This window comes from Rathayibacter sp. AY1F3 (genome assembly GCF_002931975.1).
Taxonomy (GTDB): Bacteria; Actinomycetota; Actinomycetes; order Actinomycetales; family Microbacteriaceae; genus Rathayibacter.
The window spans coordinates 17,535-38,964 of sequence record NZ_PSVF01000013.1 but is presented as its reverse complement, the minus strand read 5'-3'; the positions used below and the strand labels follow the sequence as shown (position 1 = coordinate 38,964).

Here is a 21,430-nt window from a genome sequence, read left to right as displayed (position 1 = left end):
AGGCTGGGCGCAGGGAGGGCGTCCCCCGCCCGGACCGGCAGCGGCCCCTGGATGCAGGAGCATGAGGTGCGACCGCCGCGTGCTCTCCTGCACCTGAGCGGAGAGCCGGCAGCAGTCCGACCGGTCCTCGCCGTCCGACAGCCTCCGAGGAGAACGACAGTGGCCACCATCGCAGACGTCGCCCGCGAAGCGGGCGTCTCCCGCAGCACCGCGTCCTACGCGTTCTCGGGCAACCGCCCGATCTCGGCCGAGGTGCGTCGGCGAGTGCTCGCTGCGGCTCGTCGCCTGGAGTTCACGCCCAACGCGGGCGCGCGATCGCTGGCGACCTCGCAGACCCGGGTCATCGGCCTGCTGGCGCAGTTCCTCGAGGACGAGTTCGCCCCCGCGATGCTGCAGTACACCCTCGGCGTCTCGAACATGGCCCGCGAGCTCGGATACGACATCCTGCTGGTCACCGACGCCGACGGCACGAGCGCACTGCGACGCATCAGCGACTCGCGCATGGTCGACGGGATCGTCCTGCTCAACGTCGCCGTGGACGATGCGCGGCTGGACATCCTGCGCAACGCCCGGCAGCCGGGCGCCCTCGTCGGCCTGCCGAGGGACTGCTCCGGTGTCGACGTCTTCGACCTCGACTTCGAGGAGACCGGTCGCGCGATGATCGAGCACTTCCACGCCCTCGGGCATCGGGAGCTCGTGCTCGTGTCCCCGCCCCAGCACGTCGTCGATCGCGGCGGCGCCTACGTCTGGCGCCTGCAGGACGCCGCTCTCGAGGCCGCCGACGCCCACGGCATCCGACTGCACACGTCGTTCGCGCCCTCCACCCAGCCGGACGTCGGCCGGGCGCTCGGAGATCTGCTCGACGCGCACCCGCGGGCGACGGGCCTGCTCGTCAACAACGAGGCGGCCGCAGCGGCACTTCCGAGCGTTCTGGGAGCGCGGAGCACGAGGAGCCCGGAGGACGTCTCGGTGCTCGGCCGGTTCTCGGAGGAGTTCGCGCGCACCTTCTCGCTCCCCTACTCCTTCGTGGAGAGCGCACCCGACCGGCTCGGGAGCATGGCGGTGCGTCAGCTCGTCCGCCGGATCGAAGGCGCGACCGACACCGAGGAGGCGTACGTCGTGCGCCTCCTCAGCCCTGAGATCGTCGAACGCGGCAGCACGGCGCCTCCGCATCCGGCTCCCGCGACCTGAGCGGACGACCTCGCCCGGGGGCCCTCCATCCACCCGGGACCACGACCACGAGGCGCACGACGGTGGCCTTCGCCGCCGCTGCTGTCGTGACGGCAGCCGCCGGAATCACCCGCCGCCAGAAGTCGCCGAATGATCGGCTGTCGGCACGGTCGTCCGGTTCGTCGTGTCGGACGCAGGGATCCGCGACCGCTTCCCGCCGTCGGCGCCCCGGCCACGCGTGCGCTCGAGGACGCGGGCGTGCACGATGTGGACGACCTGAGGCGGGCGGGTCTCGACCGTCTCGGAACGCTCCACGGAGTGGGACCGAAGGCGCTCCGGCTCCTCCAGCAGGCCCTCGACGCGGACGATCCCGCTCCGTAGCGATCCCTTCCCCGCACGGTCGCCTCGACCCAGAATGGTCGGAGGCTCGGCGCGCCGGTTCCCGGGGGCGATCCGACCGCGGAGGCGACCGCCGGGGCAACGGTGGTCGGATGAACCAGGAGGCGCGATGAAGATCATGCTCGTGATGCGGTCGGACGGCAGCTACGCCGGGGGCGATGCGCCCGAGGACTACGCGGCCTGGGCGGACTACGACGCGTCGCTGAAGGCGGACGGCGTCCTCGTCGACTCCGGACGCTTCGCCGACGCCTCCGGGGACGTCTCCATCGAGTCGGATCTGACCGCGGCGGGCAGAGGAAGCGGCGTTCCGGCCCCTTCCCGAGCGGAGGAGCGGTCCGCTCTCGTCGGCTACTACCTGCTCGACTGCCCGACCCGCGACGACGCCGTGCGGTACGCCCGACGCGCCCCCCTCTACGGCTCCGTCGAGGTGCACGAGCCGGCGCAGTACTGAGCCGCGGTCGCCGGTCGGGCGGCTGTCCCCGTCACCGCCGAGCGGGACCGACCGCTTCACCCGAGGGATGCGAATCGGGCGTCCGGGATCGGGACGGCGGGAGGGAAGTGGTGTACCGTCATCGCCTGACCGATTCTCATCGGAGTGGTCGACCCGTCTCACCGGCGGTGTCGATCCGGGGCCGAAAACCTCCGGCGTCCTCGAAGCCCGGAGGTCCTCCCATGTCAGTGTCCCCACGAAGCACCACCGTCGACGGTGACGCGTCCCCCTTCGTCGTCGTGGTCAGCGCAGAAGCGCACCCGAGCGGCGCGGGGTCGGAACGGTCCGATCCGGCCACCTCGCCGGCAGCGCTCGCACGTCCGAGGACGGGGTACGGCGGAGCGATCCGGCTGGCGCAGGGCCGCGTGCTCGGCCCGCCCTCCTCCCCCGGCACCGAGCTCCTCTTAGGGCTGCTCTTCTGGCGCAGCCGCCGCGACGCCGAGGATTTCGCGGCGGAACTGAGCCGCGCTGAATCGTCGTGGGTCGTGGACGAGGGGATCTACCGGTTCACCACCTCGGCGACGGCGAGCCCGGACGACGCGACTCCCGTCGATCCGGTGCGCGCTGCCCCGACGGCGGCCCACGAGATCATCCGACTGGCGCCCGTCGCGGGCAAGCAGGCATGGATGGCCGAGTACAACGAGAGCGAGACGCGCGGTCACATCAGAACGCTCGAGGGCTTCGTCTCGACGAGCTTCTTCCGCGACCTCCGGAGCGATCGGATCATCGAGTACGTGCAGTGGCGCTCGGCCGACGACCTGACAGCGGCGTTCGGGGACGAGCGCTTCGCCGAGCACTTGAGCGTGAACAGCCATTACTCCGACGGCGAGGCCTTCCTCTTCGGAGAACGGTCGACCGATGCGGCACCCGCCGATGAACCGCCCGACGGCTCGTCCACCCCCTCCGGGACCGACGGTCCTGCCGCCGCTCAGAGCCCCGAGGCCCGACCGTGACCAGACTCGAGACCGTTCACGAGATCCTCGGGCCCTGGTCGTTGGCCACCACCCAGCGGTTCTGGGAGGGCTTCACCCCGAACCGGCTCGCGTCGCAGCCGCAGGCCGCGGGCATCCGCTCCGCCCTCCTCTGCGATGCCGACTGGCAGCGAGTGGACGTCGTGGTCACCCAGGACGGGCCGTCCGCCCGCATCGTGGTCGAGGGCCCGGGCGACCTGGACGCCGCGACCGAGCAGGTCCGTCGGCTGCTGTCCATCGACATCGACGGGCGCAGCTGGCCCGACGTCGCGGCGCGCGACGAGGTCATCGCGGACGTGCAGGCTCGGCTCCCCGGGTTCCGGCCGTGCGGCTTCTTCTCGCCCTACGAGGCGGCGGTCTGGACGGTTCTGTCGCGTCGGCTGCAGATCCGGCAGGCGGCGGCGGTCAGGACGCGTCTCGCGCAGCAGCTCGGTGATGACGGAGCCTTCCCGTCCCCGGCCGTCCTGCGTGCGGCGTCCCTCGACCTGCCCGACCGCAAGGCGGAGTACCTGCAGGCGATCGCCGAGGCCGCCCTCGACGGACAGCTCTCCGGCTCCCACCTGCGCTCGCTCCAGCCGGCCGAGGCCTTCGTCCAGGTGCAGAGCATCCTGGGGATGGGGCCGTTCTCGGCCGAGCTCGTCGTGATCCGCGGCGCGAACTTCCCCGACGTCCTGCCGCGCAACGAGGGCAGGCTGAGCGACGAAGTCGCGAAGCGCTACGGCGACGACCGGTCGATCGACGAGATCTCCGAGACGTGGACGCCGTTCCGCTCCTGGGCGGCGGTGCACCTGCGCGCGCTGGCGGAGTAGACGGGCGACTCCCAGGGGCGGCCCACCGTCAGGACGGCTCCTCCCGCAGGCGCCCCGCGGCGGCCGCTGCCGCGGAGATCTCTCCGCAGTGAGTCCGGCGACGGACGCCACCCCGCAGGCCCGGGCGGATGATGGTCGGGTGAACCGCACCGATCGTCTCTACGGGCTCGTCGAGGAGCTGCGGGCGGTCTCGCCCCGGCCGCGGAGCGCGCGCCGTCTCGCCGAGCGGTTCGAGGTGTCGGTGCGGACCATCGAGCGGGACCTGTCCGCGCTGCAGCAGGCGGGTCTGCCGATCTGGGCGGAGCCCGGCCGCACGGGCGGCTACGTCATCGACGCGTCCGCGACCCTCGGTCCGGCCGGGTTCACGGTGGAGGAGGCCGTCGCGGTGCTGATCGGCCTCAGCGCGCTGCAGCGCAGTCCGTTCCGGCAGGCGGCCCGGACCGCCGCCCGGAAGACGCTCGCGGTCCTGCCGGACGACGTGGCCGCCCGCGCCGGCGCGGTCGCCTCACGGGTGCACTTCCTCGAGAGCGAGGAGGAGGCGCCCGTTCCGGCGGAGTTCGCGACGGCCCTCCGCGCGGATCGTGTCGTCCGGCTCCGCTACCGCGACAGCAGCGGCGCGGAGTCGGTCCGCGACGTCGAACCGCTGGGCTCGATCGGGAAGGAGGAGCACTGGTACCTGATCGCGTGGTGCCGGCTGCGCGAGGGGGTCCGGGCGTTCCGCGGCGACCGGATGCTGTCGGTCGAGGTGACCGACGAGCGACCTCCGCAGCGCACCCTCCGGGCCGAGGACCTCGCGCTCCAGTACGGCCGGCTGCGGTCCGTCGTCGACGGCTGACCCGCTCCGGGCCCCGCGGGCCTCGCGGAGACGCGGACGATCTGCGGAAACACCGACAGGACGGTGTCGCGACGACCGGCGAGCCTGGTGCCTCCACCTCATCCCCGCCCCTGAAGGAGCCCCGTGTCGTTCACCTCCCTCCGCCTCGTCACCGACGACCTCGACGGCCTCGTCGCCTTCTACGAGCAGGTCGTCGGCCGTCCGGCCGAGCGCCCGGCGCCGGTCTTCGCGCAGTTCACCGGAGCGGGCGCGACCCTCGCGATCGCCCACACCTCGACCGTCGCCGTGCTCGACGGCGCCGTCGTCCCCGCGTCGAACCGCTCCGTGCTGCTCGAGTTCGAGGTGCCCGACGTCGACCGCGCCTTCGCCGAGCTCGCACCCCGGAGCGAGGACGTGGTGCTCCCGCCGAGCACCATGCCGTGGGGCAACCGCTCCGCCCTCGTCCGCGACCCGGACGGGAACGTCGTCAACCTGTTCAGCAGGCCCGCGGGCTGACCGGCCGCACTCCGTCGGTCCGAGCACGCCCATTCCTGGCCGGTGGGACCCGACGGGGATCGCGGAGACCACCGGGGATCCTCTCTCTCGCGACGCGATCCTCCAGAGCGGGCGTGGCGTCGGGCCGAGCGCGACCGGTCTGCGGTTCGCAGGCGGGAGCACGGCGACTCCGTCCAGCGTGACGTCCCGACCGCACTCCGACCGGCGAGACGGCCACCCGCCGCCGGTGTCCTCGGCGGTACCCTCGCGGCATGACCTTCGTGAACGTCGGCACCCTCGGGGCCGTCCCCGGCAGACGCGACGAGCTCGTCGCCGTCCTCACCGAGCACAACGACGACCTCGTCGACGCCGGCTGCCTGCTCTACGAGGTCGGGGTCGACGACGAGCAGCCCGACACCGTCTTCGTCGTCGAGCTGTGGGAGAGCGCCGAGGCGCATCGGGCCTCCCTCGCCCTCCCCCGGGTCCAGGCCGCGATCGCGACGGCGCGCCCGCTGCTCAGCGGCGCCTTCGGCGGCTACCGCTTCGACGCAGCAGGCTCTCCCCTCCGGAGCTGACTCGCGCCGAAGGCCTGCCGGCCGTCGGCACAGGCCGACCTGGAGGAAGCGGGCCGTCCGTCAATGGAAGGCCTCTTCCGATCCCGCAACCCGACACCTCGAAGCGGAGCACCGTGATCAGCACGTACCTCGTCGACCACGCCGCGCTCGTCCCGATCGCCTTCTGGATCGCGGTCGCGGTGGTCACGGCGATCGCCTGGCTGCTGCACCGGCGCGGCGCGGAAAGGTCTCTTCTCGTCCTCGCCGCGCTCGCCTTCGTCGTGGGGATCGCGCTGACCGTGTATCCGCCCGACGGGACGCCGCGGGTCTTCTGCACCGTGCAGTTCTCGGTGCCGTTCGACGGCATCGACACCCTCGCGAACATCGCGCTCCTGCTCCCCGGGGCCCTGCTGCTCGCGGTCGCGGTCGGCCGGCCCCTGCTCGTCGCCGCCGCCGTCTCCGGCCTGTCCGCCCTGATCGAGCTGGTCCAGGCGGGCGTTCCGGCGATCGGCCGCTCCTGCGACACGAACGACTGGTTCATGAACACCATCGGCGCAGTCCTCGCCGCGTTCCTCGCCGCCCTGATCCTCAGAGGGGAGAAGCGGCGCGGGCGTCGGCGAATGGTCCGCTGACACCGCCTGTCACGTCGCCCTGCTCTCGGCCGGGTGTCTCGGCGGCCGACATCAGCCCGGGTCCGTCGATCCACGTCCCTGTGACGCGGACCTGCTCAGAGGACGGCCGACGCCACGGGTGCCGTCTCGGCGACGCCGAGGACGACCGGGCGCGACCGGGCGTCACCGGGTGCCGCGGTCGCGTCTGTCGACCGCCCCAGGAGCTGTCAAGTCTCTCCCCCGTCTGCCTCGGCGCTGCGCACGCTGGAGGCATGAAGCATCTCCTCTTCGCGAACAAGACGATGCTGGTCGGAGACGACGCGGCGGACGCTCTGGTCGAGTACGGCGTCGCCCTCGCCGCGAGCAGCACGGCGGACCGTGTGGAGTACACCGGCATCGGCAGCGACGGCGGCACCGTGCAGGCGGTGTTCCTGCTCAACGCCGGCGCCGCCCTGGTCGCCGAGACCACTCCCTCCGATCTCCCGGAGCCGGACAACACGGCCGAGGTCGCCCGCATCCGCGAACGCACCAGGACGCTCACGGGAGTGTTCCCCGTGCAGCCGAGCGAGGACGACGTCACCTTCGACGTCGAGCTCGAGCACGGCTTCGGGTACTGACCGGCCCGCCCATGCCCTCCCTCCACGCCTCCTGGCCGACGCTCTGACCGAGGACACGGACGACGCCGAGGTCCGTCGCTGGGCGGCGTCCCGCGCCCCGCTCACGCCGGGGACGATCGCCGTGCTGCAGGCCGTCGGCTTCATCAGCGCAGCGCAGCGGGTCCCCGCCGACACGGCCCTCGCTCTCCTGCTGACGGCGGCGGAGGACGACCGGCGCGATCCGCCCGACGTGGCTCGCGATGTCCTCGCGCGCCGCCATCCCCTGGCCGATCCCGGTGACGATCGCGGCGCGTCGGGGACCCCGTGATCACCGCCCTTCGGGAGCCGTGGTCGGTCCGCCGCCGGGGGCGCTGTCTCCCGAGTCCGCGACGTGAAGCGCACCGCGCGCCGCCCGCCCCGCCCGCTGGATGCGCGCCCGCACCAGCCGCTGCAGCAGCGCGGGGTAGAGCTGGACGGCGATCGTCGACCCGAGCAGCCAGGCCGCGCCGCCCGTCGCACCTGTGACCGTCGCGGCGAGGGCGAGCGCGACTCCGACGGCCGTGCACGCGAGGTGCACCGCCTCGGAGCGGCGGGTGTGCTGATCGAGAGCGGTCAGTCCCGCGCGCGTGCCGTCGAAGCCGCGCTCGCGGGTGACGAGGCGGTTCCACCCGACGACGTCGAGCAGCCGGCCGAAGACGCCGACCCCGAGCGCCCGCAGCAGCGCCGGCTCGCGGCGACCCACGTCGAACCAGAGCTGCTCGAGCGGACGCGTGCGCGCACCGAAGGTCAGGGCCGCCCAGCTGGTGAGGACCATCTGCGCGACCGCGGCGAAGACCGGATGCGAGGGTCCGATCGCGGTCCAGCCGGCCGCGAGGAGGGCGGCCGCGAAGACGGTGGGAACGAGGGTCCGGATCATCTCCGCTCCCTCCTGCTCGTGCTGCGGTGCTCGAGGCCAGTCCAGCAGATCCGCGGCATCCGTGCGCCGCGTCCTCCTCCGGACGCCCCGCGCCGGGCATCCACCGCCTTCCCGGCACCGCTTCCTTGACACCGCCGCAGGCCGGTCACCATCATGCAGTCACGACCGGCGGCGGCGCGCCACCGGCGTCCCGACAGGAACGGTGCACCGATGCCCACCATGCTCTTCGTCAACCTGGCCGTCGCCGATCTCGCCCGGGCGAGGGCCTTCTACGAGTCGCTCGGCTACTCGATCAACGAGGGCTTCAGCGACGAGAACGCCGTCAGCGTGGTGATCAGCGACACGATCACCGCGATGCTGCTCACGCGGGAGTTCTTCGCCGAGTTCACCAGCAAGCCGATCATCGACGCCACCACCTCGACCGAGGTGCAGCTCGCCCTCAGCGCCGACAGCAGGGAGGAGGTCGACACCCTCCACGGTAAGGCCCTCGCCGCGGGCGCGACCCCGGCCGGCGAGCAGGACCACGGGTTCATGTACTCGAAGAGCTTCGACGACCTCGACGGCCACCACTGGGACTTCGTCTGGATGGACTCGGCGGCCGCGGCAGGCGGTGCGCCGGAGCTGTCCGTCGAGGAGATCCGGGCGAACACGACGCACAGCTGAGTCACGACACGCGGACTCCGAGCGGTCGACGTCCACGACCCACGACGGCGCGCCCGCGCAGTCACACTCCGTCACGATCCGGCGCGCACTCCCCTCGGCCTGACAGGCTCCCGGCATCCGCCTTCCGGGCGTCTGGACAGGAGCACACCGTGACGATCACTGCACCGGCGACCACCGCGACCACCGCTGCGGCGACCACAGCGACCACTGCGGCGAGCGCCGCGACCTCGACCCCGGCGCCCGAAGACCCTGCCTCCGCGGCGGCCGGCTTCACCACGCGCCAGGTGCACGCCGGTGCCGCGCCCGACGGCGCCCACGGGGCGCGCGTCACTCCCGTGCACCTCAGCGCCGGCTTCGTGTTCGACAGCTTCGAGCACGCCCGCGAGAGGTTCGCCGGGGAGGACGAGGGCTACTTGTACACCCGCAACGGGAACCCGACCACCGAGGAGGTCGAGCGCCGGCTCGCCGATCTCGAGGGCGGCGCCGAGGCGATCCTGGTGGCGAGCGGCCAGGCGGCCACCGCCTCCGCTCTCCTGGGGATCCTGCAGGCCGGCGACCGGGTGCTCTCGTCGCGCCGCTTGTACGAGGGCAACCGGGGGCTGCTGGTGCAGAACTTCGGTCGGCTCGGGATCGGCGTGGACTTCGTCGACGACGCGTCGGACCTCGGCGAGTGGGAGCGGCGGATCGGGCCCGACACCCGGGTCCTCTTCGGCGAGCCGATCCCGAACCCGAAGAACGATCTGCTGGACCTCCCGGCGCTGGCCGCGATCGCGCACCGGCACGGGCTCCCGTTCGTGGTCGACAACACGCTCGCGACCCCGTACCTCCTCCGCCCGATCGAGCACGGGGCCGACGTGGTCGTGCACTCGACCAGCAAGTTCCTCGCCGGGCACGGCTCCGCCCTCGGCGGCGTGGTCGTCGACGCCGGCACGTTCGACTGGGCGGCGCGCCCCGCGCTCTTCCCGCACCTCAACCAGGAGGAGCGGTCGTTCGGCGGGCGCAGCTGGACCGAGCAGCACGGCCGGCGCGCCTTCGTCTCGTACACGCGGGACATCGTGGTCTCCCGCCTCGGACCGACGCCGTCACCGCTGAACTCCTTCCTGCTGCGGCAGGGCGTCGAGACGCTGTCGCTCCGGGTCGAGCGGCACTCGGCGAACGCCCTCGCCGTCGCCCGCTTCCTCGAGGAGCGGCCCGAGGTCGTGTCGGTCGACTACTCCGGCCTGGAGTCGAGCCCGTCGTTCGCCCTCGCGCAGCGCCTGCTCCCCCGCGGGCAGGGCTCCGTCTTCTCCTTCACCGTGGCCGGAGGGGAGGCGGGCGCGGCCGCCTTCATCGACGCCGTCGAGCTGTTCAGCCACATGACCCACCTCGGCGACGTGCGCTCGCTGGTGCTGCACCCCGCGTCGACCACCCACGCCGGACGCACCTCCGCCGAGCGCGCTGCCGCCGGGATCCACCCCGGGCTCCTCCGGTTGTCGATCGGGATCGAGGACGTCGACGACCTCCTCCGCGACCTCGAGCGCGGGCTCGCCGCGGTGCGCGCACGCGCCCTCCCTGCGCTCGCGGAGCTGTGAGCGTGGCGCGCCGTCAGCACTTCGGCTGGTTCTTCTCCCGCGGCTTCGGCCCGCAGGGATGGGGGCACCCCTACCGGGAGTGGAACCACGACTGGACGAAGCCCGGCCTCTACCAGCAGTCGGCCCGCGAGCTGGAGCAGGCCGGCTTCGAGCTGATCGTGATGGAGGACGCCGTCTCGCTCGGCTCCCCGGAGACGCTCGACCTGCGGGTGCGGGGGGCGTACGGCGGGCCGAAGCACGATCCGCTCCTCCTGGCGCCGTACCTGTTCGCGGCGACCGAGCGGATCGGGCTGGCGCCGACGATCAACGCCGGCATCACGCCCCCGTACCTCGCCGCCCGGCAGGCGGCGACGCTGCAGCACCTCAGCTCCGACCGCTTCGGGATCAACCTGGTCACCGACGTCGGCAGCGCCCGACACGTGGGCCTGGAGCCGCTGTCGCACGACGCGGCCTACGACCGGGCCGACGAGTGGATGGCGGTCGTCCGCCGGCTCTGGCACAGCTGGGGCGAGGGCGCGCTGGTCGCCGACCCCGGGTCGGGCCGCTACGCCGACGGCACCCGGATCGACGCGTTCCGGCACCGCGGGGAGCACTTCCGCGTGGACGGCCCCCTGAACGCCGTCCCCTTCGCGAACGGCGACCCGATCGTCGTCTCCCCAGGCGGCTCCCCCCGCGGGCTGGCCTTCGCCGGCACGCAGTCGGACGTGCAGCTCGCGCTCGCCCCTCTGGAGGCCCGGGCGGTGCGCGACTACCGGGCGCGCGTGCTCGCCGCGGCCGAGCAGCTCGGGCGGACGGCGGACGACCTGCGCGTGCTCTTCGTCGTGAAGCCCGAGATCGTGTCGAGCCCGGAGGAGGCCGCGCGCGTCGTCGAGGCGTCGCGCCACCCCGACGAGGACGCGCTGCGGCGGATCGCGCTCGGCTGGTCGAGCGACCTGGAGACCGACCTCACCGGGCTGGACCTGGACCTCCCCGTCCCGCGGTCGGTGTTCGGCGAGCACGTCTCGCACGGCACCATCGCCGGCCTCTACGGCGGTACGGAGGACGCTCCGCTGCGGGAGCTGCTGACAAGGAAGGCGCGCAAGGGCCGCGTCGCCGAGCGCGCCGGCTTCGTCGGCACCGCGGAGGAGTTCGCCGACTTCGTCGAGGAGCTCGGCGACGACGGCGGCAGCGACGGGCTCCTCCTCTCCGGGGACCTGCACCCGGTCACCCTGCACCGGATGCTCGACGACCTCGTCCCCGTCCTGCGCCGCCGCGGGATCCTCCGCGACGAGCTCGCTCCCGGCGGGACCCGCGCCAACCTCTTCGGGACGTAGGGGACCCGCCCCCGCCCCAGTCCCTCCTACCGATCGGCCGATCATGACGAACGAACCCGCCTTCAGCATCACCCTCACCCCCTTCGACGAGGACTACTCGCCGGCCCAGAGCTCCCGGATCACCACCAACTTCGCGAATCTGGCCCGCGGCGAGCGCCGCCGGGAGAACCTCCGGACCGCGCTGCGGATGATCGACGACCGGTTGAACGATCTCGTGCCGGGCGACGATCCGAGCCGCGGCCGCTACACGGTCGGGCTCGACATCGTCTCCGTCGGGCTGCGGCTCACCACGGACGGCGAGGACCGGGAGTTCCCCCTGCTGGAGGTCCTGCGCACCCGGATCCTCGACCGCCGCACCGGCCGATGTCAGCCGGGGACACTGGGGAACAACTTCTCCTCCTACCTCCGCGACCACGACTTCAGCGTGCGGCTGCCGGCGGTCAACGCCGCGCAGGCCGGCTTCACCGTCCCCGACGACTTCGGCGTCCTGCACGGCGCGCTCTTCCAGCACTTCCGGGACTCCGCGCAGTACGCGGAGCTCTCGTCGACGCCGCCTGTCATCTGCATCAGCGTCTCGACGAGCAGGACGTACCGGCGCACCGGGACCCTCCATCCGATCCTCGGCGTCGAGTACCGGCAGGACGAGCTCTCGCTGACCGACCGGTACTTCGCGGAGATGGGCCTCGGGGTCCGCTTCTTCATGCCGCCCGGCAGCACGGCGCCGCTCGCGTTCTACTGCGGCGGCGACCTGCTGGAGGACTACTCGGACCTCCAGCTCATCGCCACCATCAGCACGATGGAGACGTTCCAGAGGATCTACCGGCCCGAGATCTACGGCGCGCGCTCGGCCGCCGCCGACGTCTACCGGCCGGACCTGGAGCAGCAGGACTACGTGCGGCCCGCGGTCTCCTACGACCGCGAGGAGCGCGGCCGGCTCGCGGTCGAGCAGGGGCGGTTCGCGGAGGAGCACCTCATGAAGCCGCACGGGGAGCGGCTGCGGCAGTGGGCCGCCGGGTACGCGGGAGCGGTCCGATGAGCGCGCGCGGATCCTCGACGGCCCTCCCGCTCCTGCCCACCTCGATCGCCGGCAGCCTGCCGAAGCCGTCGTGGCTCGCGCAGCCGGAGACCCTGTGGTCCCCGTGGCGGCTGACCGGCGACGCCCTGGCCGAGGGCAAGCAGGACGCCCTGCGCGCCGCCGTCCACGAGCAGCACCACCGGGGCCTGGACATCGTCAGCGACGGGGAGCAGACCCGGCAGCACTTCGTCACGACGTTCATCGAGCACCTCACGGGTGTCGACTTCGAGCGGCGCGAGACGGTGCGCATCCGCGACCGGTACGACGCGAGCGTGCCGACCGTCGTCGGCGCCGTGGGGCTCGAGAGGCCCGTGTTCGCCGACGACGCCCGGTTCCTGCGCGAGCAGACCGATCAGCCCATCAAGTGGGCGCTGCCCGGCCCGATGACGATGATCGACACTCTCTCCGACCGGCACTACGGGAGCCGCGAGAAGCTGGCGTGGGAGTTCGCGACCATCCTCAACGAGGAGGCGCGAGCCCTCCAGGACGCCGGAGTCGACATCGTCCAGTTCGACGAGCCCGCCTTCACCGTCTTCTTCGACGAGGTGCAGGACTGGGGCGTGGCCGCGCTGGAGAGGGCGGCGGAGGGACTCCGCATCGAGACCGCGGTGCACATCTGCTACGGCTACGGGATCAAGGCGAACACCGACTGGAAGGCGACCCTCGGGTCGGAGTGGCGGCAGTACGAGGAGTCGTTGCCGCTCCTCCAGCAGTCCTCGCTCGACATCGTCTCGCTGGAGAGCCACCACTCCCACGTGCCGATGGAGCTGATCGAGCTCGTCCGTGGCAAGAAGGTCATGCTCGGAGCGATCGACGTGGCGAGCGGGACCGTCGAGACGCCCGAGGAGGTCGCCGACACCCTGCGCCGCGCCCTCCGGTTCGTCGACGCGGACCTGCTCCTCCCGAGCACGAACTGCGGCATGGCACCGCTGCCCCGCGACCTCGCCTGGGGGAAGCTCAGCGCGCTGAGCGCGGGAGCAGCGATCGTCCGCGAGGAGCTCGCGCCCTGACCGGCCTCCGGGGAGACGGGTCGCGGCCGGCCCGTCTCCCCGCACGTCCTGTCCGCCTCACCCCTCCGCTCGCGCCTCCTGCGCCGCGATGTCCTTCATCGCCAGGTCCGCCCGGCGGAACTGGTCCGTCTCCGGAAGCGCGAGGTGCAGTCCGGCGACGGTCGTGAGCGAGACCGTCACCTCGGCCACGGTCACGTCGAGGACGTGCCCGCCCTTCTCACGGGCGTCGTCGACGTAGTGCAGGTGATACCCGGGGACCGACACGGCCTGCTCGAACTGCGGGGTGCGGAAGCCCGCGATCGTGCCGCGGGTGTCGGCGATGCCGGTGACGCTCTGGTGGGCGGTCGCCTCGATCAGGGGCGGGTACGGCTCGGTCTGCGCGCCCACGGTCCGGGTGCGGACCTCGGTGAACCGGCCGTCGATCCGCAGGGCGACGGGGATGTTCCCGCCGTCGACCGCGTCGTCGATCAGCCGGGTGAGGCCGGCGAGACCGGTCGGCTCCTCGACCGTGAACGTCGTGGTCGCGTGGAAGGGCAGCACGGCCGCGAAGGGCGTCCGGTCGTCGCCGTCCGCGACCTGGACGGAGCCGTCGCTGCGCAGGTGATAGCAGACGCCGTCGACGATCACCATCTCGCCGTCCAGGTGGTTGAAGGTGCCCAGGCCGAGATCGCCGTGGGAGAGCAGCTCGCCGATAGTCAGGTCCCCGTCGTAGACCCCGGCGAGGAGCGCGGCCATGGTCGAGCTCTGGTAGATCGCGTAGTCGTCGGTCGAGTCGACCGTGTGCGTGCTCATTCGAAGGCGTCCTCGACCAGGTGGGCGGCGATGTCGACGTTGCGGCTGTAGTCCACCGCGACGTCGATGATCGAGACGCCCGGCTCGGCCAGGGACGCCCGGAACGCCTCCTCGAACTCGGCGAGGCCGCTCACCCGCCTGCCCGTGGCGCCGAACGCCGCCGCGAACTTCTCGATGTCGTAGTCGCCGAGCTGGACCCCGGACTTGCGGCCGTACTTCAGCAGCTGCTGGAAGCCGACCATGTCGTAGGTGTCGTCCCGCATGATCACGTGCGTGAACGAGAGGCCGAGCCGTGTCGCCGTCTCGATCTCCGTCGCGGAGAACAGGAAACCTCCGTCGCCCGAGACGGAGACCACCGGGGTCCCGGGGCGCAGGAGGCTCGCCGCCATGCCCCACGGGAAGGAGACGCCGAGGGTCTGCTGCCCGTTCGAGAAGAGCAGGTGCTTGGGCTCGTACACCCGGAAGTGCCGGGCCATGAAGATGTAGTTCGAGCCGATGTCGCAGGCCACGGTGGCGTCGTCCGAGAGCAGGTCGCGCATCAGGAGCACGAGGCGGGCGGGATCGACGGTCCCGGGAGCCGCCTCGGCCGTCCGCGCCGCGTCGTCGATCCGCTCCAGCTCGCTCCGGTGCCGGGCGACCCGGTCGGCCGCGTCCTCGTCGAGCTGCAGGCCGGAGACGAGCGGCGTGAGGGCCGCGACGGTCTGCGCGAGGTCGCCCTTCAGCTCCAGCGCGGGCAGGTAGTGGTTGTCCAGCGGGGCGTCGACGGAGTCGATGTGGACGATCCGGCGGTCGACGTCGCTGTTCCAGATCACCGGGTCGTACTCGACGGCGTCGTAGCCGATCGCGACGACGAGGTCGGACTCGGCGAGGGCGAGGTCGGCGGGCTGGTTCTTGAACAGGCCGACGCGGCCGAGGTAGTGGTCCTCGAGCTCGCGGGAGACGAGGCCGGCCGCCTGGAACGTCTCGATCACCGGCAGCTCCGTCTCGCTGATCAGGACCCGCAGTGCCGCCACGGTCGCCGGCTCCGACGCGCGGAGTCCCACGAGGAGGACGGGCCGCTCCGCGGTGTTGATCAGGTCGGCGGCGTGGGTGAGGTCCTCGGCGCGCGCCGGACCGCTCGTCGGCCCCGTGGCCGCCCGGGTGATGACCTGCGAGGTCGGCGCGGCCATCACGCTGGCCGAGAGGACGACCGCCGCGGCGCCTCGGGGCTCGGTGACGGCGGCGCGGAAGGCGTTGCTGACCGCCTCCGAGACGTCGTCCGGATCCGTCGACTCGACCGTGTACTTCGTCACGGTGGAGAGGAAGGCGGCCGCATCCATCGACTGGTGCGTGCGCTTGAGGCGGTCGGAGAGCTGCACGGCCCCGGCGAGCGCGACGACCGGGTCCTGCTCCGTGTTGGCCGTGAGCAGGCCGGTGGCGAGGTTGGTCGTGCCGGGGCCGGAGGTCACGAGGACGACCCCCGGGCTGCCCGTCAGCCGTCCCACCGCGGCGGCCATGAAGGCGGCGTTCTGCTCGTGCCGGCAGACGATCAGCTCCGGCCCCTCGTCGGCGAGGACGTCGAAGACCGCGTCGATCTTCGCTCCCGGGATCCCGAAGACGTACTTCACGCCGTTGGCGGTCAGGGTCTCGATCACCCGCCGTGCACTGCGCGTCTCGACGTTCGGCTGCTCCATGGTCCGCTCCGCTCTCTCCTCGGTTGTACCGACGAGCGTAGGAACGGGGGCACCCGGAGCGACCCGGTCAGATGACTCGTTCTGCCGGCGGGCCCGCTGCCCGTCGCCCTGCGGCCGCCCCCTGCCCCGGCCGGTCCCGCACTCCTCCTCCTCGGCGTCCGTGCGCCGAGGAGGAGCTGCCCGGACGGTCCGCACGTGAGCCGCCCCCGCATCCGGGCCGTGCCGCTGAGAAGCCGCACATCCGGGCGCGACGGGCCGGTCCCGGCCCGCCGCGGATGCGAGCATGACCGGAGGAGGCACGGATGCGTGATGCGGTGATGGTCGTGGAGGACGACGTCGAGATGGGCGGGCTCCTCGAGCGAGGTCTCCTCGGTGACGGCTACGACGTCGCCCTCTTCTCCAACGGAGTCGACGCGCTGAACGCGGCGCGCGAAGCGGACTACGCCGCGGCGGTCCTCGATGTGATGCTCCCCGGCATGAGCGGCTTCGAGATCTGCCGGCACCTGCGCGCGAGCGGTGCCACGCTCCCGGTGATCATGCTCACCGCCCGCGACGCCCTGCAGGACCGTGTGTTCGGCCTCGACGCGGGCGCCGACGACTACCTCGCGAAACCGTTCCACTTCGAGGAGCTCTCCGCCCGCCTCCGAGCGATGATCCGCAGAGAGCACCTCACGCACCGCGCGCCGGTCGTGATCGGGAACCTGCGCATGGACCCGTACACCCACTCCGCGACGGTCGACGGCGCCGTCCTGCCGTTGAGCCCGAAGGAGTTCGGAGTCCTCCGCGTGCTCGCCGTGCGTGCGGGCGGGTTCGTCATGCGGGAGGAGCTCCTGCTCGAGGTGTGGGGGTCGGCGGAGTTCGTGGACCACAACATCGCGGAGCAGTACATCAGCTACCTCCGCCGCAAGCTCGTCGCCTGTGCCGCGTCGGTCGAGATCGTCACCCGTCGGGGTGCGGGCTACCGGCTCGGGGTGAAGCCGTGAGGTGGCGGTCCCTGTCGATCCGGGTGCGGATCACGGTGTCGAGCCTGCTGGTCGCGATGCTGTTCTTCGGGATCGTCGCGATCATCGTCCGCGAGCAGCTGGACCACATCCTCGACGCCTCCACCATCGAGCTGGTCCGCTCGGGAGCGTCGCAGGCGCTGATCGAGGAGAGCCGCGACACCGCCGAGGCGGTCGTCGGCGGCGTCAGCAGGACACTCCTCCTCGCCCTGGCGATCCTCTTCGTCGTGTTCGCGGTGGCCTCCTGGGTCCTCGTCGGCCTCGCGCTGCGCCCCGTCGGCAGGATGCGCGCGATCGCCGACCGCCTGCGCCGCGGACACTCCACCGAGCTGCTCCCCGTCGGCCCGGCGCAGGACGAGCTCTCCGACCTCGCCTCGACTCTGAACGCGCTGATCGAGGATCTGCGGGAGTCCGCGGACCGGGAGCGGCGGCTCGTCGCCGACGCGAGCCACGAGCTGCGGACCCCCCTCGCCGCTCTGCGCACGCGGCTGGAGCTCGCCGAGCGGGTGCGCGACGACCCGGCCGCTCTCTACGCCGACGTCGTCGACGCGCGGCGGTCGATCGACCGCCTCCAGTCCCTGACGGACGGACTGCTGATCCTGTCGAGGATCGATGCCGGCACCGCCGTCGGTGATGCGCCGTCGACGGCACTGCGGGAGGAGGTGACCGACAGCGTCGACCGCGCTCGCATGCTCGCCCGCGACCGTGATCTCGCGATCGACTTCGTCGCCCCCGCGTCGGCTCGCGCCACCCGGTATGCCGTCTCGCCGACCGACTTCGGCCGGATTCTGGACAACCTGCTCGCCAACGCCGTCGCCGCGACTCCGGACGGGGGCAGCATCACCGCGACCCTCGTCGAGCGCTCAGGAGAGGCCGTCCTCTCGGTGGACGACGACGGCCCCGGCGTTCCGGAGGCGTTCCTCGCCGTCGCGACCGACCGTTTCACCCGCCCCGACGCCGCCCGCTCCCGCGACGGCGGCGCCGGCCTCGGACTCGCGATCGTCGCCGGGCTCAGCCGGTCCGCCGGCGGTGAGCTCACGATCCGCAACCTCGTACCGCGCGGGCTCGGCGTGGAGGTCCGCCTCCCCGTGACGCGCCCCGACCTCACCCCTCGCAAGGAGAACCGATGATCGACCCTCAATCCCTGCTCGACGGCGCCGGCCCGTGGGCGATCGCCCTGGTCTGCCTGATCGCCTTCGTCGAGACGGGCCTGCTGATCGGGTTCTTCCTCCCCGGTGACACCCTCCTCTTCTTCACCGGTGTCTTCGTCGCGACCGGCGTGATCTCCCTGCCGGTGCCGCTGGTGATCCTGATGGTCGCCGCCGCCGCGTTCCTCGGCGACCAGCTCGGGTTCGTCATCGGCCGCGCGAGCGGGCCGCGGATCTTCGAGCGCAAGGACAGCGGGCTCTTCAGCCGCTCGAGCGTCGCCCGCACCCAGTCGTTCTTCGACCGGTTCGGCGGCTGGGCGGTCACCATCGCCCGCTTCGTGCCGGTCGTGCGCACCTTCGCCCCCGTCGCCGCGGGCGTCGGCAAGATGCACTACGGCCACTTCGTCGGCTTCAACGCACTCGGCGCCGCCGTCTGGTCCACCGGCGTCATCCTCCTCGGCTTCTTCCTCGGGCAGATCCCCGGCGTCGCGGACTTCGTGGGGAAGTACATCGACATCGTCCTCGTCGGCATCGTCGTGATCAGCCTCGCCGGCATCGCCCTCACGTACTGGCGGCAGAAGAACCGCGCCGGCCGCGACGCCTGAGCGCCGCGCTCAACGGGTCGGGCGCGGTCGGCGGAGCGCGATCACCGCTACCAGCAGCAGGAACACCGCGAGGGCCGCGAGCGTGACCGGGCCGGTGCCCAGGCCCAGGCCCTTCCGGTCGACCGGATCCGCGAGCCAGTCGCAGACCGAGGCGCCGAGCGGTCGCGTGACGACGTAGGCGGCCCAGAACGCGAGGACCGCGTTCCGCCCCGTGAACCGGTGCGCGAGCGCCGGCACCGCGATGACCGCCGCGAACAGGACCGCGGACGGCAGGTAGCCGAACCCGAGCGTCGACGCGGTCAGATCGCCCGCGGCCGTACCGAGCGCGAAGGTCCCGGAGACGGCGAGCCAGTAGAACGCGGCGCGGCGCGGCGTCGTGATCGAGTGGATCGACAGCGTCCGCTCCGCCCGCCACCACAGGGCGAAGACCGCGGCGAGCGCCACCGCGAACCCGAGAGTCGAGACGAGGTACGGGACCCCGGCGACCACGTGCAGCACGTCGGCGGCCATCGTGCCGAAGACGCTCACCATCAGCACCGCCGTCCAGTACACCCACGGGGTGTACCGGCGGGCTGCGAACTGCAGCGCGAGGGCCGCGAGGAACGCGAGCCCTGTCGCGCCGACCACGATCACCGGGTCGAACGCGGTCGCGAGGAAGTCCGACGCCGTCTCGCCCATCCCCGTCGTCAGCACCTTGAGGATCCAGAACAGCGCCGTCGCCTCGGGCACCGTCGAGGCGGCGTACCGGCCGGCGACGAGGTGTGAGCGGATCCGAGGGAGCGGAGGTCGGCGCTGATCGGTGAGGTGCGTCATGCCGCCATGCTCGGGCAGCCTGCGGTACCCGGGCCTGGGGGCTTCGCCGGGTCCGTTGAACAAGAGCACAGCGACCGCACTCCGTCGGCGCCGTGTCCGGCGGAGCTCGGCCGGCAGCCGCGCTCGACCGGCCGGACCGTCCCCGCTCGTCGTCGGCGCATCCGGATCCCGGGGCCGCCGGGCCGAGGATCGAGCCGCGCTGCCCGCCGACGGTCTGCTCGGAGAGTCGTCCGACGCTCGCCGCGACGTCCTCGGCCGTGATGGACTTGCCCGCATGATGATCTCTCCGCGCGAGTCCGCGCACGACACGAAGGCAGGCGTCTGATGGCCGAGGAGCGCGCGATCCTCGCGGGCGGATGCTTCTGGGGGCTCCAGGAGCTCATCCGCGACATGCGGGGCGTCTTCAGCACCCGCGCCGGGTACGCCGGCGGCAGCACGCCGAACGCGACCTACCGCCACCACGGCGACCACGCGGAGGCGGTCGAGATCGAGTTCGATCCCGAGCAGCTCTCCTACCGCGACCTGCTCGAGTTCTTCTTCCAGGTGCACGACCCGACGACGAAGAACCGTCAGGGCAACGACATCGGCACGGCCTACCGCTCCGTGATCCTCTTCCTCTCGCCCGAGCAGGAGAGGGTCGCGCGCCAGACGATCACCGAGATCGACGCGTCGGGCCGCTGGCCCGGACCGGTCGTCACCGAGGTCGAGCCCGCCGGCGAGTTCTGGGACGCCGAGGAGGAGCACCAGGACTACCTGCGCAAGCACCCCGGCGGCTACACCTGCCACTGGGTCCGGCCGAAGTGGGCGCTCGACGCCTGATCCCGGTCACGCGGGACGCGGGGCCCCGGGCTCCGCTCCCGCGGGCACGGCTCGCGTCCGGTGTGCGAAGAGCAGCACCACGGCGAGCGCCGAGAGCACGAGGGCCGGCGTCGGAGCCCAGGCCGGAGCGAGCGTCACGGTCGCCGCTCCGACGACGGCCCCGCCCGCGAGGCTCGCGACGATGAGCGCCTGGAGGGTCCTCGACCCGGACGAGCGCTCGGCGAGCTCCTGCATCAGGCTCGTGAGCGTGCCCGTGACGAAAGTGGTCGTCAGGCCGGCGGCGCCGGAGATCCGCTTCGCGAGCACGGTCTGCAGCCCCAGCGCCGCCGCGCTGGTCGCGATGAACGCGCAGTCCACGAGCAGCGACGTGCCGCCCTGCACCGTCGGCCAGGCGACCGCGACGGCGAGCTGCAGGACGACCCCCACGAGCGCGATCGCGCGGAGCGGACGTCTCCCGTCGCCGGTCGACGGCGTGCGCGCCCGGGTCGTGCGGAACCCGGCGTAGACCGCTCCGGCGAAGAAGACGATCGCCGTGACCGCTCCGGCCGCGGTCGTCAGCCAGGCGGAGCGGGGGTACAGCCCCAGCAGCACCAGGTTGCCCGTCATGTTCGCGGTGAAGATGCCGCCGAGCAGGAGGAACGCGAACGCGTCGGTCGCGCCCGAGGCGATGGCCAGCAGCACCAGGGCGAGCCTGAGGCGCGCGGGGCCGGTCACCGCCGTCACGCGCGGCCCTCACCCATGGAGCTGCCGCCAGGTGACGATCTGCTCGCCGCGGAGCTCGTAGCTCCCGAAGCAGCGGAGCCAGTGGCCCTCCCCCGTGTCCGAGCGGAGGTGCAGGGCGTGCTCGGTGAGGACGACGCTGCCGGCCACCGCGATCGTGACGAGGGCGATCCGGATCTCGGTGAACGCCCGATGGACCTCGTCGCACATCTCGAGGACCCGCGCCCGCTCCGCGATCTCCTGCGAGCTCGACGCGCTGTAGACGACCTCCGGATGCAGGAACGGGATGAGCTGGCGGCTGTCGCGAGCGCTCCACACCTCGAGGAAGTCGCGCACGACCAGCTCGTTCTCGATCATCGCGACGCCCCGCACCGACGCGTCCTGCCAGCTCTCGGCCATGGG

25 protein-coding genes are annotated in these 21,430 nt (G+C 72.5%); 19 read left to right on the top strand and 6 right to left on the bottom strand.

Going from position 1 to position 21,430, the window contains the following annotated elements:
- Positions 1-159: 159 nt before the first annotated feature.
- From C5C39_RS09500 to C5C39_RS09445, 10 genes are all read left to right on the top strand, one after another.
- Positions 160-1,191 carry a LacI family DNA-binding transcriptional regulator gene (locus tag C5C39_RS09500; protein WP_104353230.1) on the top strand — a complete coding sequence of 344 codons (1,032 nt, stop codon included), beginning with the start codon at positions 160-162 and terminating at the stop codon, positions 1,189-1,191.
- A 487-nt stretch (positions 1,192-1,678) separates the two neighbouring features.
- Entirely contained in the window at positions 1,679-2,020 is a 342-nt protein-coding gene (locus C5C39_RS09490; protein WP_181136361.1) for a YciI family protein, read from the top strand.
- Between the two features lie 227 nt (positions 2,021-2,247).
- On the top strand, positions 2,248-3,012 hold the full coding sequence (locus tag C5C39_RS17485) for a hypothetical protein (protein WP_181136360.1): 765 nt from the start codon (positions 2,248-2,250) through the stop codon (positions 3,010-3,012).
- Complete coding sequence (locus C5C39_RS09475; protein ID WP_104324382.1) at positions 3,009-3,839, top strand: DNA-3-methyladenine glycosylase; 831 nt, start codon at positions 3,009-3,011, stop codon at positions 3,837-3,839. The genes C5C39_RS17485 and C5C39_RS09475 overlap by 4 nt, the downstream gene beginning before the upstream one ends.
- 139 nt (positions 3,840-3,978) lie before the next feature.
- Entirely contained in the window at positions 3,979-4,674 is a 696-nt protein-coding gene (locus C5C39_RS09470) for a YafY family protein (RefSeq protein ID WP_104353227.1), read from the top strand.
- A gap of 123 nt (positions 4,675-4,797) precedes the next feature.
- Complete coding sequence (locus C5C39_RS09465; RefSeq protein WP_104353226.1) at positions 4,798-5,169, top strand: VOC family protein; 372 nt, start codon at positions 4,798-4,800, stop codon at positions 5,167-5,169.
- Positions 5,170-5,420: 251 nt separating this feature from the next.
- The gene (locus C5C39_RS09460; RefSeq protein ID WP_104226533.1) at positions 5,421-5,723 is read left to right on the top strand and encodes a putative quinol monooxygenase; all 303 of its coding nucleotides are present in this window, start codon (positions 5,421-5,423) and stop codon (positions 5,721-5,723) included.
- Positions 5,724-5,836: 113 nt separating this feature from the next.
- The gene (locus C5C39_RS09455; RefSeq protein ID WP_181136359.1) at positions 5,837-6,334 is read left to right on the top strand and encodes a VanZ family protein; all 498 of its coding nucleotides are present in this window, start codon (positions 5,837-5,839) and stop codon (positions 6,332-6,334) included.
- A 251-nt stretch (positions 6,335-6,585) separates the two neighbouring features.
- Positions 6,586-6,930, top strand: a complete 345-nt coding sequence (locus tag C5C39_RS09450; RefSeq protein WP_104353224.1) for a hypothetical protein — start codon at positions 6,586-6,588, stop codon at positions 6,928-6,930.
- A 121-nt stretch (positions 6,931-7,051) separates the two neighbouring features.
- On the top strand, positions 7,052-7,237 hold the full coding sequence (locus C5C39_RS09445) for a hypothetical protein (protein ID WP_104233977.1): 186 nt from the start codon (positions 7,052-7,054) through the stop codon (positions 7,235-7,237).
- Here C5C39_RS09445 and C5C39_RS09440 read toward each other — a convergent pair whose 3' ends face one another.
- Entirely contained in the window at positions 7,238-7,825 is a 588-nt protein-coding gene (locus tag C5C39_RS09440; RefSeq protein ID WP_104353223.1) for a hypothetical protein, read from the bottom strand.
- A 210-nt stretch (positions 7,826-8,035) separates the two neighbouring features.
- Between C5C39_RS09440 and C5C39_RS09435 the strand changes: the two genes are divergently transcribed.
- The 5 genes from C5C39_RS09435 (at position 8,036) to C5C39_RS09410 (ending at position 13,457) form a co-directional block, all read left to right on the top strand.
- Positions 8,036-8,488, top strand: coding sequence for a VOC family protein (locus tag C5C39_RS09435; protein WP_104353222.1), 453 nt, complete (start codon positions 8,036-8,038; stop codon positions 8,486-8,488).
- 149 nt (positions 8,489-8,637) lie between these two features.
- Positions 8,638-10,059 carry an O-acetylhomoserine aminocarboxypropyltransferase/cysteine synthase family protein gene (locus C5C39_RS09425; RefSeq protein WP_258075805.1) on the top strand — a complete coding sequence of 474 codons (1,422 nt, stop codon included), beginning with the start codon at positions 8,638-8,640 and terminating at the stop codon, positions 10,057-10,059.
- 2 nt (positions 10,060-10,061) lie between these two features.
- Entirely contained in the window at positions 10,062-11,372 is a 1,311-nt protein-coding gene (locus tag C5C39_RS09420) for an LLM class flavin-dependent oxidoreductase (protein WP_104353219.1), read from the top strand.
- Between the two features lie 43 nt (positions 11,373-11,415).
- On the top strand, positions 11,416-12,408 hold the full coding sequence (locus C5C39_RS09415) for a putative oxygenase MesX (protein WP_104291814.1): 993 nt from the start codon (positions 11,416-11,418) through the stop codon (positions 12,406-12,408).
- The gene (locus tag C5C39_RS09410; RefSeq protein ID WP_104353218.1) at positions 12,405-13,457 is read left to right on the top strand and encodes a methionine synthase; all 1,053 of its coding nucleotides are present in this window, start codon (positions 12,405-12,407) and stop codon (positions 13,455-13,457) included. Before C5C39_RS09415 ends, C5C39_RS09410 begins: the two co-directional genes overlap by 4 nt.
- Before the next feature lie 57 nt (positions 13,458-13,514).
- On the opposite strand, the gene budA is transcribed toward C5C39_RS09410, so the two are convergent.
- Together budA and alsS are read right to left on the bottom strand one after the other, a co-directional pair.
- Positions 13,515-14,249 (bottom strand): acetolactate decarboxylase, encoded by a 735-nt coding sequence (gene budA, locus C5C39_RS09405; protein WP_104353217.1) that lies wholly within the window; start codon positions 14,247-14,249, stop codon positions 13,515-13,517.
- Positions 14,246-15,922, bottom strand: coding sequence for an acetolactate synthase AlsS (alsS, locus tag C5C39_RS09400; protein WP_104260759.1), 1,677 nt, complete (start codon positions 15,920-15,922; stop codon positions 14,246-14,248). The genes budA and alsS overlap by 4 nt, the downstream gene beginning before the upstream one ends.
- Positions 15,923-16,224: 302 nt before the next feature.
- Between alsS and C5C39_RS09395 the strand changes: the two genes are divergently transcribed.
- From C5C39_RS09395 to C5C39_RS09385, 3 genes are read left to right on the top strand one after another with little or no spacing between them, the layout of a single operon-like run.
- Positions 16,225-16,905, top strand: coding sequence for a response regulator transcription factor (locus tag C5C39_RS09395; protein ID WP_104353216.1), 681 nt, complete (start codon positions 16,225-16,227; stop codon positions 16,903-16,905).
- A complete protein-coding gene (locus C5C39_RS09390) occupies positions 16,902-18,053 on the top strand; it encodes a cell wall metabolism sensor histidine kinase WalK (protein WP_258075804.1) in 1,152 nt (383 codons plus the stop codon). The genes C5C39_RS09395 and C5C39_RS09390 overlap by 4 nt, the downstream gene beginning before the upstream one ends.
- On the top strand, positions 18,050-18,676 hold the full coding sequence (locus C5C39_RS09385; protein WP_104250829.1) for a DedA family protein: 627 nt from the start codon (positions 18,050-18,052) through the stop codon (positions 18,674-18,676). Before C5C39_RS09390 ends, C5C39_RS09385 begins: the two co-directional genes overlap by 4 nt.
- 9 nt (positions 18,677-18,685) lie before the next feature.
- Here C5C39_RS09385 and C5C39_RS09380 read toward each other — a convergent pair whose 3' ends face one another.
- Entirely contained in the window at positions 18,686-19,489 is an 804-nt protein-coding gene (locus C5C39_RS09380) for a hypothetical protein (protein WP_104353215.1), read from the bottom strand.
- Positions 19,490-19,813: 324 nt separating this feature from the next.
- Between C5C39_RS09380 and msrA the strand changes: the two genes are divergently transcribed.
- Positions 19,814-20,308: a peptide-methionine (S)-S-oxide reductase MsrA gene (gene msrA, locus C5C39_RS09375; RefSeq protein ID WP_104353214.1), complete on the top strand. Its 495-nt coding sequence runs from the start codon at positions 19,814-19,816 to the stop codon at positions 20,306-20,308.
- Positions 20,309-20,314: 6 nt separating this feature from the next.
- Here msrA and C5C39_RS09370 read toward each other — a convergent pair whose 3' ends face one another.
- Together C5C39_RS09370 and C5C39_RS09365 are read right to left on the bottom strand one after the other, a co-directional pair.
- Positions 20,315-21,031 (bottom strand): YoaK family protein, encoded by a 717-nt coding sequence (locus C5C39_RS09370; RefSeq protein ID WP_104353213.1) that lies wholly within the window; start codon positions 21,029-21,031, stop codon positions 20,315-20,317.
- A gap of 9 nt (positions 21,032-21,040) precedes the next feature.
- A complete protein-coding gene (locus tag C5C39_RS09365; RefSeq protein WP_104353212.1) occupies positions 21,041-21,427 on the bottom strand; it encodes a nuclear transport factor 2 family protein in 387 nt (128 codons plus the stop codon).
- Positions 21,428-21,430 lie beyond the last annotated feature (3 nt).